General features: G+C 42.4%; 9 protein-coding genes and 2 pseudogenes. 4 read left to right on the forward strand and 7 right to left on the reverse strand.

Annotation, left to right across the window (positions count from 1 at the left end):
• Positions 1–112 precede the first annotated feature (112 nt).
• Positions 113–1,294: a macrolide family glycosyltransferase gene (locus DYE66_RS01430; RefSeq protein WP_002999568.1), complete on the forward strand. Its 1,182-nt coding sequence runs from the start codon at positions 113–115 to the stop codon at positions 1,292–1,294.
• A gap of 930 nt (positions 1,295–2,224) precedes the next feature.
• Here the strand turns inward: DYE66_RS01430 and DYE66_RS01440 are convergent.
• From DYE66_RS01440 to spx, 4 genes and pseudogenes are all read right to left on the reverse strand, one after another.
• On the reverse strand, positions 2,225–3,580 hold the full coding sequence (locus DYE66_RS01440; RefSeq protein WP_002999550.1) for an excinuclease ABC subunit UvrA: 1,356 nt from the start codon (positions 3,578–3,580) through the stop codon (positions 2,225–2,227).
• The gene (locus DYE66_RS01445; protein WP_002999704.1) at positions 3,580–4,047 is read right to left on the reverse strand and encodes a MarR family winged helix-turn-helix transcriptional regulator; all 468 of its coding nucleotides are present in this window, start codon (positions 4,045–4,047) and stop codon (positions 3,580–3,582) included. Before DYE66_RS01445 ends, DYE66_RS01440 begins: the two co-directional genes overlap by 1 nt.
• Before the next feature lie 175 nt (positions 4,048–4,222).
• Positions 4,223–5,037 (reverse strand): annotated as a pseudogene (locus DYE66_RS01450) (IS5 family transposase).
• A 109-nt stretch (positions 5,038–5,146) separates the two neighbouring features.
• A complete protein-coding gene (gene spx / locus DYE66_RS01455; protein WP_002999521.1) occupies positions 5,147–5,545 on the reverse strand; it encodes a transcriptional regulator Spx in 399 nt (132 codons plus the stop codon).
• Positions 5,546–5,753: 208 nt separating this feature from the next.
• Here spx and DYE66_RS01460 point away from each other — a divergent pair.
• Positions 5,754–6,788 (forward strand): annotated as a pseudogene (locus DYE66_RS01460) (IS630 family transposase).
• A gap of 387 nt (positions 6,789–7,175) precedes the next feature.
• Here the strand turns inward: DYE66_RS01460 and recA are convergent.
• Together recA and DYE66_RS01470 are read right to left on the reverse strand one after the other, a co-directional pair.
• Positions 7,176–8,324: a recombinase RecA gene (gene recA, locus DYE66_RS01465; RefSeq protein ID WP_002999561.1), complete on the reverse strand. Its 1,149-nt coding sequence runs from the start codon at positions 8,322–8,324 to the stop codon at positions 7,176–7,178.
• A 175-nt stretch (positions 8,325–8,499) separates the two neighbouring features.
• Complete coding sequence (locus tag DYE66_RS01470; protein WP_115324809.1) at positions 8,500–9,771, reverse strand: competence/damage-inducible protein A; 1,272 nt, start codon at positions 9,769–9,771, stop codon at positions 8,500–8,502.
• A 909-nt stretch (positions 9,772–10,680) separates the two neighbouring features.
• Between DYE66_RS01470 and DYE66_RS01475 the strand changes: the two genes are divergently transcribed.
• Both DYE66_RS01475 and DYE66_RS01480 read left to right on the forward strand, forming a co-directional pair.
• On the forward strand, positions 10,681–12,594 hold the full coding sequence (locus DYE66_RS01475; protein ID WP_115324811.1) for an ABC transporter ATP-binding protein/permease: 1,914 nt from the start codon (positions 10,681–10,683) through the stop codon (positions 12,592–12,594).
• A gap of 133 nt (positions 12,595–12,727) precedes the next feature.
• Entirely contained in the window at positions 12,728–13,117 is a 390-nt protein-coding gene (locus DYE66_RS01480) for a helix-turn-helix transcriptional regulator (RefSeq protein WP_002999549.1), read from the forward strand.
• Positions 13,118–13,152: 35 nt separating this feature from the next.
• Here DYE66_RS01480 and DYE66_RS01485 read toward each other — a convergent pair whose 3' ends face one another.
• On the reverse strand, positions 13,153–13,704 hold the full coding sequence (locus tag DYE66_RS01485) for a DNA-3-methyladenine glycosylase I (RefSeq protein ID WP_002999657.1): 552 nt from the start codon (positions 13,702–13,704) through the stop codon (positions 13,153–13,155).
• Positions 13,705–13,770 lie beyond the last annotated feature (66 nt).

Raw genomic sequence — 13,770 nt, forward strand, 5'->3', positions numbered from 1 at the left:
AGACAATAATAGATATATGCTGATTATACAACATTCGTTTAATATTGCCCATTGTTTTCATGGGCTATTTTGGATAAACTGTCCTTATCAAAAATAGAAAGAGGACAAACGAATGAAACGAATTGTTTTTATGGGCGTTCCTGCATTTGGTCACACCAACCCTACGATTGCTCTAGTCAAAAAGCTCGTTGAAGACGGACACCAAGTCCGTTACTATACTATTACTAATTTCCGTGAAATTTTAGAGGCTCAGGGAGCGGAAGTTATCTGTTATGATGAAAAAATGGATTATGTAACAGTAGAGCATGTTAATAAACCTACTCATGACCAAACCAATCATTTTTCAATCTTACTTAGTTTGGTATCTGAGGCTATTGAGGATATGATAGAAAACTACTTGGATGACATCCGTAACTATCAGCCGCATGTTATTGTTGGAGATTCTCTTGCGTTCTGGGCCTCTATCATTGCTGACAAACTGGCAATTCCTTGTGTTTCATCTAATACACACTTTGCTTTTAATAAACACACCCCAACTATGCTATCTCATTTAACGTGGCCAGATAGCTTGGCACTGTTAATTCAGTCTCCTAAAATCATAAAGCACTATAAAAAGATTAAAGGCTTGGGTTACAAGACTCGACATGTAACTGATTTGAGTTTGACGAGAGAAGATATTCCGGTCATAGTCACAACTTCCCAAGAGTTTCAACCCACCGGAGATACATTCGGTGACAATATCTTCTTTACAGGTCCTATCATCCGTGATAGTTTAACAACTTGGTCTAAGAAAGATCGCCCTCTTATTTATATTTCCTTAGGAACGGTCAATAATCAAGCTAGTGCATTTTATCAGAACTGTTTCAAGGCTCTGGCTGATAAGCCTTTTGATGTAGTTTTATCAGTTGGTGTTGAAACTGATATTGAGTCATTAGGTATTATACCTTCTAATATCACGGTCACCCATAAGGTAGATCAAATCGCTATTTTAAAAGAAGCCGACGTTTTCCTGACCCATTGTGGGTTAAACAGCACCAGCGAGGCTCTTTATTATGAAGTTCCCCTCCTTGTTTTTCCCCAAACAGATGAGCAGTCCATTGTTGCTAATCAAGTGTTAACTAAGGGGGCTGGTATTAAACTGAAAAATACTCAACCTAAAACAATTGCGACAGGTATTGATATTCTATTAAACGACAATAAATATAGAGCAAAAGCCTCTCAAATTGCTCGGACCTTTAAAGCCAGCGGTGGGGTCGAAAAGGCTGAACAGGTGATTTTAGACTACTGTCTTTAAACGAATCTCTACTTTTTTAGGATAGAAAATTGAATCGGGTAGCCAAATAAGAAACGCTTTAGTCAGTTGTAAAACTAGAGTGTTTTTTTACTGATGAAAAATCAACAGCCTATTCCTCAACAGATTTTTCTATCTACAAACGGCTGCTCGAAATTTCTTTTCTGCTTCATTACAAAACCCCTGAAATCGCTTAATTCAGGGGTTTTATTTCATATAATGGGATCACCTAACTCCCACACATTTCAAACAGTAGAAATTGTAGACCATATCCCACTCTCCAAATAGCACAAGGCCAAATTCACCTATTATAGTGTTTTGAATTTAGATTAGGACGTCGTTAACTCGTCTTGATGAACCCTAGTTCTATCTGCGACTCGTTGCCTAGTCCTATTCCTAAATCAAACCACTATATTTCCACAATGAATGGTATAGCACCGTCTACAGAAACAAAGAAAAGCTTAAAAACTCAACGTTTCTAAGCTTTTTATACTCTGTCAAAATCAAAATTAGCATTTTGCGATACTTTCTAACCTAGCAAGTTTATCAGCCATTTCAATCCCTGATAAACTACGGTAAGCGCTATGGCGACTTACCTAGCTAGCTTACTAACTCCATTTTCAAAATAAGATCGATTTTGAAAATTCCATGTCGTTAAGTAGTGCGGACGCAAGCAACTTCCTTCGGAATTTCATTGCTAAAGATGAGCCTCTATTAAAAGTCTCAAAATTTCCGTTATTCGTAACAGCGTAACTGTTAGGAATAATGCCACAACGGCGAAAGTATCCCTATTTGCCTACTCTGTTCACATAAACTGAGATTAAAACAGTGGATATTCTTTGTAACAACTGCTATTTTTGAATTTAAATGAATATAAGCTTGCTCAACATAGGGTTTTGTCTGATTTTTATCTGATTTGGCAATCATCATAGGTCATTCAAAGTTTGAATAGTTTTTCAAATATTTTCCGGTTTGAGAATTTTCGCAATTTATAATATCAGTTGGTTTGCCTTCAAATAGGATATAGCCACCATTGCTTCCGCCCTCTGGTCCTAAATCAATAATCCAATCGGCTTGACCAATGAGTTCCAAACGATGCTCAATCATCACAACGGTATTCCCTTGTTTAACGAGACGTCTTAGTAAGCTGAGCAGCTGCTCAACATCCTTATCATGCAAGCCTGTACTTGGTTCGTCGAGGACAAAGATTTGTCCGGTTTCCTGCAATCGACTGGTGAGCTTGACACGTTGCACTTCGCCGCCTGATAGAGTGTCCGTCCGGCGTGACAAAGATAAATAACCAATGCCGACAGCCTCCATCCGTTTAATGGCTGATGAGATTTGGGCGACTAAAGATTGACCCAAGTCGCTGTCAACCTCTTCAAGCAGGGGCAAGAGTTCACTGACAGATAAATCCATATAGTCAACAATATTGCGGCCGTTGATTTTAAAAGCCAAGGCCTTGGGATTAAGTCCTGAACCCTTACAGCTCCCACAAGGCACCTGAGTAACAAGGGAGAGCACTTCTTCTTGCAGTGCTTTTTTCAACTTAGAAATATCTCGTTTCAGATAAAGACGGTAGAAACGCGGAATAACCCCTTCGTAATCAACGCGGTCAACGCGCCCTGTATTATTGGAACGGATTTCAACCTTAATCGTTTCATCGCTTCCTTCTCGCAAGATCTTCCATTCTGCCTCAGAAAACTGATTCAGTTTTTTATCTGCATCCAGCAAAGAATTATTTTGGTAGAGATGAGCCTGCCAGCCACTAGAAAATTGACTGAAGCAAATAGCCCCTTCATTTAGCGATTTACTGCTGTCAAAGATCTTACCTTCTATCAGCTGGTAAACCGTCCCTATTCCTGTGCAATCAGGGCACATCCCCGCAGGATGATTAAAAGAGTAAGCCATGGAACCTCCCGCACTGGGCTGACCGATGCGTGAGAAAAGCAGACGGACAAGCGGAGCAATATCCATGGCAGTCCCGACTGTCGAGCGTGTATTAGTTCCTAGAGATTTCTGATTGACAACAATAGACGGCGGTAAATTCTTGATATCGTCCACTTGCGGTCGGTCATAGTGGGGCAATTTATTTCTCAGAAAGAGCGGATAGCTATCCTGCCACTGACGACTGCTTTCCCGAGCCAGCGTATCAAAGACAAGGGAAGATTTTCCCGAGCCCGAAACTCCTGCAAAGACAACCAGTTTATTCTTAGGAATCGTCACATCTATGTTTTTCAAGTTATGCTCTTTCGCACCCAAAATGTCAATATTATCATACACTTCCATCAGTTATCCTCCAATTTTTTTAGCGGCAGCAAACCAGCCTTAGCAAATTCTTCCTTCACGAGAGCCAAATAGGCCCCTTGAAGGTCAACATACTGTTGCATCTCTTTTTGCCCCATGACCTTCATTGCCCGTTTCTCTGCTTCCAGCATTTTAGCAACAGTCAGCTGTGTATGATGTTTGCCTCTTTCAGTCAATAAGAGTTTTTTGCTCTTTCGAGAACCTGGAAGCGCGGTCACTTCCACATATTGGTCAGCAAGTAGCTTTTTTACCGAAGAATGAATAGTTTGCTTAGGAAACATCAGATGTTCGACTAAATCCTGTTGCGTAATGTCACCGCTATTCACCAATAAAAAATAACAGACCCACATGCCACACTCCGACAGTCCAAATCTTTTTGATAAGGTTCGGTAAAGAGAAGCAAAAGCCTTTTCTTGTGCTGATAATTGATTGATAAAATTTGATTCCAAATTTATTTCCTACACTTCATTTAGTCTGATTACAGACTAAATTATATGTTATAACAACGACGCTGTCAAATAAAAAAAGGAGGCTATCTTCCTCCTTGTCGTATTTAATTTTTATTATTTAATCAGTCTTTCAACTTTTCTACCGCTCCCTTAAAATAATAGACTTGTTCGGAAACTAGTTCATCTCGTAATTGATAATGCCGCAAATCAACTCAGCTCTTAGTTCAAATCGTTTTCTCCGATTGCGATAGGGCTGAGCCATGATTTGAAATGTCTTGAACTTGGCATTGAAATGCTCTATGGCAATCCTTATCCCAGCTATCTCTTTATTCAGTTGCTGCTCTGCTTCTGTTAAACGATGATACTTGGAGTTCTTGGCAGGAATAAAGGTGTTCTCATGAAAATTTAAGATGCCTAAGTAACCTAAATCAACAAAAGCAAGGATTGTTTCTGGCAAACTATAGCCAATACTTTCTTTGAAAAGGGTAAAGTCATGCGTATGCCCATCCGCAAAAGCCAACTGGCAAGCACAATGGGTCCTTAAATTAAGGAGCACTTGTGTTTTTAAGGTGTGTCGTTTCTTTTTACCAGAATAATGTTTGCCTTGGTTTTTTGGGGACGTTGAATCGGACTCTCCATCACATCAATAGCGACAGAGGCACTTGGGGCTTCCAAATGATCCAGGTTAAAACTGCCAGAAGCACGGAGGGTGTCCTCTACCCATGTTATGGTCGCATTAACCGTAGCGACACCGACCTCAAAATCAAAGGCAAGCAGTCGCTGAGTCGGATAATAGCGTAAATAGCGCAAGGTCATAATGAGCTGGTCTTCCATACTTAGACGGCGTGTTCGTCCGCCTTTCTGATGCTGGGCGCGATAGGCTGCGTTGAGGTGTTCCAGCATCAACTGGAAGGTGGACTTTTTGACGCCAATTAATAATTTAAAATTTTCTGAGTTGAGCTTTAGAGCTTTTTCATATACGGTTGTCATGGTTTTAGTATACCACTTTTGGTTTCCGAACAAGTCTATTTTTTAAAGATAGCCATACCTAAAGACCCAACTCTCCAACTTAGAAAGTGCTGGTCCCAGCAGGTATCACTTACAGAACCGCCCGCATCCGAGCCTGATTATTTTCAACCTCGCGAATCGCACGTGGAAGGAAGGCACGAATATCATCCTCCTTATAGCCCACTTGCAGGCGCTTGTCGTCAATCAGGATGGGACTCTTGAGGATACGTGGATTTTCTTGAATCAAATCAACCACTTGACTGAGGCTGAGCTCATCAATATCAAACTCCAAGGCACGGGCATAGCGATTCTTGGAAGAAACGATGCTCTCCACACCGTTTTCGGTCTTGGAAAGGATGTTGAGAATCTCTTCCTTTGTCAGCCCTTCTTTACCTAGGTTTTGTTCTTTATATGGTAATTGGTGGTTGTTTAACCAAGTTTTTGCTTTTTTACAGCTGGTACAGCTAGAAATAGTATAAATCTTAATCATGTCACTTCTCTCTTTCTATCACATGATACTTATATTTTAGCATAGGTCCTTCCAAGTGAACATAGGTCTTGGGACCTATTTTTGAAATTGTCAACTAAAAAACTAAAACTCTTAAAATTTTAAGGGTGGGTTAAGCGAGATGACATCCTTGCTTAATCTTAAAGGATTTATACTTAACAAAAATCAAAAGTAGCGATATAATATAGTCATGACAATTGAAATTACACCAGCACCAGCACAAGAGCTCAAACAAGCTCTCAAAGATAAAGCAAATGATAAACACTATCGAAAGCTTCATGCCCTCCTCTTACGCTATGAGGGAAAGAGTTTGACGGCTATTGGAAAAGAAGTTGGTCTCGTTCATTAAACGATACGTAACCTTATCACACGTTATCAAGAAGGAGGCCTCTCAGCTATCTTAAACGAAAAACGAGGTGGTCGCCGACGCTCTTATCTAACTATTGAAGAGGAGCAGGACTTCCTAAAAGAGCAGTTTGAGCAAGCAAGGGATGGTGAGTTTATTACTATCCAAGACCTTTTTGACGCTTATCAAAAACGCGTGGGGCGTACCACTACTCGCGAAGGATTTTATGCCCTCCTTAAACGGCACGGTTGGCGTAAAGTTAGCCCTAGACCAGAACACCCCAAAAAAGCAGACGCCCAAGTCATTGAAGCGTCTAAAAATAAAATCTACATTCAAGAGCGCCCGTAAGCGCTTCCGACACAGTCGTCGCTATCAAAAAGTACGCCTGATGTATCAGGATGAAGCCGGTTTTGGGCGCATCAGTAAGCTAGGAAAATGCTGGGCACCGCAAGGCGTTCGTCCCATTGTAGCCAGCCACCACATTCGAGAATTTCGCTACTGTTATGGGGGTGTCGATGCCCACACGGGTCAATCCTTTTTCCTTATCGCAGGTGGTTGTAATACCGAGTGGATGAACGAATGCTTACGAGGTTTGTCTGAGAAGTTTCCAGATGACTATATTGTACTGGTCATGGATAATGCTGTGTGGCACAAGTCTAGGAGCTTAGTGATTCCTCATAATATCGAGTTCGCCTTCATCCCACCCTACACCCCTGAGATGAATCCGATTGAACAAGTCTGGGCAGAGATTCGGAAACGTGGCTTCAAGAAAATGAAGTCATTGATCAGCTCCAAGAAGTGATTGGAGGCTTGCATTGGAGTACTTTAAAAAGCATTGTTCGAAGAAAATGGATATCCGCTATTTTTGATTTTGGATGAGTATCACAATAGAGAGGTTCAACGGTAGGAGTTGTCCACGGGACTCTCTCCCCCAGATGTACAAGATGCCCGTCGTACTTAAAAAGAAGCCTAAGAAAGACTCCTTTTTACTATTCTAGGAAGATGACCTCAGCAGATTCCTTGTCTTGTAGAAAATCTGCTGAGAAGGTCTAGTGGACTTGCCTAGCTCTCCAATTTCAAGGCTCGGGATAAAGTTGTGACAAAAGTCCTAGCCTCGCTACTTTTTCAACATCAGGCACATTGACGCAGTGGTTGATTGGAGGTCCTTATCCCTTGCTAGGCAAGCGATAGCGGCCATCCTAATCAACTGTGCGGAGGCGGGAGGACAAAAGTGATTTCTAGGAAATCGCGATTTTGATCCCGCTCTCATTCCTCTATTTCGATGCTATCGAGATCAAGGGATAGTTCTTCTGGCTCTGATTTGTTAGCTGAATCAGCTTCAGTTGCTGGTTCCTCTGGAGTTTTATCATCTTCAATTAGGCCATATTTGATACGGACTTTCTTGTCAATTTCATCAAAGACTTCTGGATTGTCTGCCAAGTATTTCTTGGCATTTTCAGAGCCTTGACCAATCTTTTCACCATTATAAGAATACCAAGCCCCCGCCTTTTGAATAATGTCTAGGTCAGTCGCAATCTTGACAAGTTCACCGGTTCTAGAGATTCCTTCGCCGTACATAATTTCAACTTGGGCAACCTTAAATGGTGGGGCTACCTTGTTCTTAACGACCTTAATCTTAGTTTCCTTACCGATGCTACTATCTTTTTGGTCACCAGTTCCCTTGATTTGGGTATTTCCACGGACATCAAGACGGACGGATGAGTAGAATTTCAGGGCACGACCACCAGGAGTGGTTTCTGGATTACCAAACATAACCCCAACTTTTTCCCGCAGTTGGTTGATAAAGATGGCAATGGTCTTGGTCTTATTGATAGAAGCTGACAGCTTACGCATAGCCTGACTCATCATGCGAGCCTGAAGGCCAACATGACTATCACCAATATCTCCATCAATTTCGGCACGAGGGACTAGGGCTGCAACGGAGTCAACAACGACCAAATCCACGGCACCTGAGTCAATCAGTTTGCCAGCAATTTCCAAACCTTGCTCACCTGAGTCCGGTTGGGACAACAACAATTCATCAATATTGACCCCCAGGGCTACAGCATAACTTGGATCCAAGGCATGCTCGGCATCAATAAAGGCTGCGATACCGCCTTCTTTTTGTGCTTGAGCTACTGCATGCAAGGCAACCGTTGTCTTACCTGAACTTTCAGGGCCATAGATTTCAATAATCCGCCCCTTTGGATAGCCACCAACACCGAGGGCAATGTCAAGGGCCAGACTACCTGAGCTCATGACTTGGACCTTTTGGTCGGCTCTTTCACCCAACTTCATGATGGCACCCTTACCAAAGTCTTTTTCAATGGTTTTCAGGGCATCATCTAGGGCTTTTTTACGTTCATCACCAAACTTCTTGGTAATTTCATCTGTTTTTTTCGCTTTTTTTGCCAATTCTTTTCTCCTATTAGTTGAACTTGCCTATAACAAGAGGAGCTGACTCGACGCTCGGCAATTCCTGCTAATACTCTCTGGTATGAAGCTTTTAAGCACCCAAGTCGGCGACCTATCTTTCACCTAGACTTGAATGAAGGCTTTTCCTCTTGCTATTTTTGCCATGTATTAGTTATTATACTAAAATTTTCTCCTTTAATAAAGTTTTTCGCACCAGATTAAAGGCGTGGAGGACGGCAATCTCACGCACATCACTACGAGAGCGTCCATTTATTTTCACTAGGTGACTTTCTAAACTGTCAGCAGTAGCCAGACCAATAAAGACAGTTCCAGCCGGTTGACCTTCCAGGGTATCAGGTCCAGCAACCCCAGTCAGGGAAATAGCAAGATCAGCTCCAGTCTCACGTCTAGCACCAGCAGCCATTGCCTCGGCAGTGAAGGCTGAGACAACCCCGTGAGCTTGAAGGTCTACCAGAGGTATGCCCAGCATCTTGGATTTTTCTTCCATACTGTAAGTGACAAAACCTCCATTAAAGACAGTCGAAGCTCCTGAAAAGTCCGCCAGAGTGGCTTGGAAGAGGCCCGCGGTTAGACTTTCTGCAGCTGTAATAGTCTTGTCAGAGCTTTTGAGCAAGTCAAAGGCCACTTGAGGCAGAGAATTATCATCGCCATAGGCATAGAAATAGCTAGATAAGGGACGGTCCTCCAGCGATTGAACGGTCATCAATTTTGCTTCTAGCTGATCCAATTTTTGCTCGGCTAAATCTTGGCTTGGGGCCTTGGTGGATACGCGCAGAGTCACTTCCCCCGTCTTGGCATAGGGGGCAATGGTCGGGTCGGTCTGATTCTTGATAAAATCATCAATAATCGTCACCAACTGGCTTTCGCCAATACCAAAGAAACGCAAAACACGAGAGTAAAGTTGCTGATGATCCTGGTCTATTAGGGGAAGCAGTTGCTCTTGGACCATAGGCTTGAGTTCGCTAGGTGGGCCTGGTAGAACAATATAGGTCTTGCCCTCAACCTCAAGAAGACCACCGACTGCTAGACCTGTACGGTTTTGAAGAGGGGTAGCCCCCTCAACAATCTGGGCCTGGCGCTCATTGTTGGCGGTCTTGAGCACCGCTGGACGAGCCGCAAAGAAGTGATTCAACTTATCCATGGCCTGGCCATCAAAAACCAAGGGCCGATGGAGAAACTTGGCCAAAGTCTGTTTGGTTAAGTCATCATCCGTTGGCCCAAGGCCACCACAGAGAACAATCATGTCACTACGTTGGCGAGCCTGCTCAAGGACTGAGAGAAGCCGTTCTTCATTGTCGCCAACAGCTGTCTGGAAGTAGACATCAATCCCCAATTCTGCAAATTTCTCTGAAAGAAATTGGGCATTGGTGTTGACGATTTGCCCCGTTAAAATTTCCGTTCCGACTGCAATTATTTCAGCTTTCATTAGGTCACCTCTACTTATCTATTCGTAAAGTCATCTTATTTTATCAAAAAATTGGTCCGGTGGACCAATTTTTCACGAGCCTAGAAATTAAAGAGCGAGTCTGGTCCAGTGGACTAAGATTCACGCGACATGAAGATAAAGCAGTCGATAATACTGCTTTATCTGAATTAGTCAGAGACACAGAAAGCTTCACTGGAAGTTTTCGTAGCAAGTCTAAATACCAATAATAGACTTGCTTTGTCCGTGGCGACACGAAGAGGTTGGGACAGACAGCCATGATGGCTTCGCCCTCACCCATAAAAATGTGTAATCTTGGAAGTTTTCGTATAAAAAGTGCTAGCCTCGTTACTTTTTCAACATCACACACATTGACGCAGTGGTTGATTGGAGGTCCTTATCCCTTGCTAAGCAAGGATAGGTCCAAGGGTCTGGGAGACCCTTGGAGAAAACCAAAATCAACTGTGCGGAGGCGGGACAACAAAATCAATTTCTTAGAAATCGCGATTTTTGTCCCGCTCTCAGAATTAGTAAGGGAGACAAGTCAAGTCACCATAGTGGTTGGCTCTGGTCTCCGTTGGGTTCAGAATTGGGAAAGTAGGTTTGACCCAGCGCAATCATTTTTCTCGAGTTTTAAAAATAGACAATGAGTTTTGACCTTGCGCAACTTTTTTCATTCGACACGAGACTAGGTCCTTAATAAATAGGAACTGAACAAAATTAACAAAGGGAACTTGATTAGGTAACCCCAGTGGACAACCTCAGGATCTGTTAATCTTTGAAAATTACAGTTAGATTAATAACCATTTCTCCAAATCTAAAAAGGGGAATCTGATAACAGAAAATTCTTGACAGGCTATTTAAAAAATTGTACCATTTCAATATCACAAAATAGAACAAGAGGAGGCCATTATGAGCCTATTACAATTAAAAGATATCCACAAATCTTATTACCTAGGTAAAGAAGAATTTCCCGTCCTAAAAGGAATCGACCTTTCTTTTGAGCAAGGTGATTTCATCAGCATTCTGGGAGAATCTGGTGGGGGAAAATCCACCTTGATGAATATTATTGGTGGACTGGATCGAAATTATTCTGGTGATGTCCTTATCAATGGACAACCGCAAAAAAATAAGGGTGAGAAGGCCATGGATGAGTATCGCCGCCAAACCATTGGTTTTATCTTTCAATCCTTCAATTTGGTGAACTACCTCAGTGTGCTAGACAATGTTCTGACTAGCCTAAAAATGACTAAGCTATCACATAAGGAACAGCTGGCTCAGGCTGAAAAACTTTTGAAACAAGTTGGCCTTTATGAGCACCGCAAGAAAAAGCCTGCCCAATTATCTGGTGGTCAAAAACAAAGAGTTGCTATTGCTCGGGCCTTGGCCAGCAATCCTGAGATTATCATCGCCGATGAACCAACCGGTGCTTTGGATTCTCAAAATACCAAAGAGGTTCTTAAAATTTTACAAGATATTGCTAGGTCAGGCAAAACTGTTATCGTAGTTACTCACTCCCAAGAAGTCGCTGAGGCAGGAACACGAATCGTCTCCCTGACCGATGGCCAAATAACTGCCGATGAGCGCATACGCGACCCATTCTCAACAGAGAAAGACTCGGAAGAATTATCTTCCAGACCTTTGACCAGGGGAGCTAGTTGGAAAATGGCCTGGGCTCACTTTAAAAATGCTTGGAAGCAAAACCTCATCATTACGATTGGGATGGCTATAGGTCTCTTTTCTGTCATGTTCTTCCTGGGCCTCGGTAATGGTGCAAGAGGCTATATGAATAGCTTTATAGATGAAATCGCTAATCCAAAGGCTTTTCAAGTTACCCTTAAAAATACCGATGCACTAACTAGCACTGGCATGACTGGCAAGGATAAAGATAGAATTGGTAACATTAAGCATGTTACCAAGACAGAATATGGCTATTACGCCCCCACTTTTACCATCAGTTATAAAGATAAAATCGTACAAAATAGTATTTTACAGACAACAAATGATACTATCGTAAAGAAGAATATCTCAAATAAGGCCATGCCTAAGGGAGACCAAATTGTTGTTTCAAAAGATTATGCCAAGAAAAATATTTCTAAGGATGTTAAAAAGGCCGTTGGTAAGAAGGTGACCATCGGGCTAACCGCCTTGGGTGACGACGGGAAACCTATTACCATTACTAAAGAATATACTATTTCAGGGACAACAGAGCAGATGAATCTAGTTTCTATGGATAGTTTACAAAAAGCTGCGACTAAGCAAGGAGCTAAGTTAAAACCTAATTTCATTACAGCTAGTGTTGATAATTTGAACAATACCAAACAGGCGCAAAACGATGCTCGAGCCTTGAAGAAAAACGGAAAGGTGCTCTATAGCATCACAGGTGTCGGCGCAACTCTAAACTCTATTGTACAAATCACCTATATCGTCGGGGTTGTTCTGGCCTTGGTTGCTGGTATTTCCCTCTTGGTCAGCATTTTGATGATTGTAGCAACGACCTATATGAGTGTTACGGAGAGAACCAAGGAAATCGGTGTTCTGCGGGCTATGGGGGCTCGTCGCAAAGATATTCGCCGGCTCTTTGTCAATGAAAGTCTTCTGCTGGGCGTGTCCGCCAATATTTTAGCCATCATCACCGCCCTAGCCGTTCAACTTTTGGTTAATAAATTGGTTTACTCGACCATTAAATTTGACATTATCCAAGTGTCCCTAACTACGACAATCACGACCGTCATCATTGGTTTGCTGATTGCCCTGATTGCTAGCCTTGCACCATCTGGTAAGGCAGCTAGACTCAATCCAATTGATGCCCTAGCTAGTGAATAAGCAGATTTACATTAACACTCCAGCCTTGTAATCAGGGCTGGAGTATTTTGTTATGAATCCTAACAATCCTCATTAAGAAAACTTCTTGTTCCTAGCCCTAGACCTCTGTAAAATAAGGTTGAAAGGAGGGGCTATGAAAGTCTCTCAGGTTCTTAAGGAAATCCGTCAGAAACACGGACTAACTCAAGATGATCTAGCTCAAAAGCTCCATGTTTCTCGTTCAGCCATTGCTCGGTGGGAGTCAGAAGTCGGTTTACCTGATATTGGTAACTTGTTAACTATCAGCGAAACTTTTCATACCAGTTTAGAGAAGCTAATCAAGGAGGACAAGGCCATCAAAGAAAAAGTTGTTCGAGATAATCAGATTAAAAAATGGCACTATCTCATTCTTGCCTATCTACTGGCAACGCTTATCTATATTGCCTATTTTGCCTTGGTTCACAGAATCTTTATGCTGGGCTTCTTGATTGCAACGATTTTCACATTAGCTTACGAAATAAAATTATTTCTCCAAAGGAGATAATAAAAATAGGCCTTCGGATTTGCGAAGGTCCGTTTTTATTTAAAGTCACAGCCATTCTCGTGGTCATTGATGAGTCCAGCTGCTTCTAGGAAGGAATAAATGGTGGTTGGGCCAACGAATTTACAGCCACGTTTTTTCAGATCCTTGGCAATCTTCTGGGACAGGTCGTTTTGGGCAGGTAGGTCCTTATAACTGTCAACTTGGTTGACAAGGGGAGTAAAGTTAAGATAGGACCAAATATAACGGTCAAAGGAGCCAAATTCCTCTTGAATAGCTTGAAAGGCCTGGGCATTGGCACGGGTGGCGTAGAGTTTTGCTCGGTGGCGAATGATGTCAGAATTGTCAAGCAAGCTGTCAAGCTCCTCATCACTCATCTGGGCGACTCGGTCAATATCATAGTTATGAAAGGCCTCCTTGAAGGCTTGGCGTTTGTTGAGAATAGTCTCCCAAGACAGACCGGCCTGATAACCTTCTAGGCAAAGCAACTCAAAAAGGGATCGATCATCATGCAGGAGCTTCCCCCACTCCTGGTCATGGTAGGTGATATATAAGGGGTTGGTCATCTTGACCCAGCCACAGCGATTCATAGAATTATCCTTTCTCCTAGGCCCTTCCCAGCTACTCTGAGGGCCTTTCTTCTTACAAATTGAAAA

The sequence above is a fragment of the Streptococcus downei MFe28 genome (assembly GCF_900459175.1).
GTDB classification, from domain to species: domain Bacteria; phylum Bacillota; class Bacilli; order Lactobacillales; family Streptococcaceae; genus Streptococcus; species Streptococcus downei.

Coding starts and splice junctions, on each gene's coding strand:
- DYE66_RS01470 (WP_115324809.1), bottom strand. CDS start 9,771: ATGAAAGCTGAAATAATTGCAGTCGGAACGGAAATTTTAACGGGGCAA.
- DYE66_RS01440 (WP_002999550.1), bottom strand. CDS start 3,580: ATGGAAGTGTATGATAATATTGACATTTTGGGTGCGAAAGAGCATAAC.
- DYE66_RS01480 (WP_002999549.1), top strand. CDS start 12,728: ATGAAAGTCTCTCAGGTTCTTAAGGAAATCCGTCAGAAACACGGACTA.
- DYE66_RS01430 (WP_002999568.1), top strand. CDS start 113: ATGAAACGAATTGTTTTTATGGGCGTTCCTGCATTTGGTCACACCAAC.
- spx (WP_002999521.1), bottom strand. CDS start 5,545: ATGATTAAGATTTATACTATTTCTAGCTGTACCAGCTGTAAAAAAGCA.
- DYE66_RS01485 (WP_002999657.1), bottom strand. CDS start 13,704: ATGAATCGCTGTGGCTGGGTCAAGATGACCAACCCCTTATATATCACC.
- DYE66_RS01475 (WP_115324811.1), top strand. CDS start 10,681: ATGAGCCTATTACAATTAAAAGATATCCACAAATCTTATTACCTAGGT.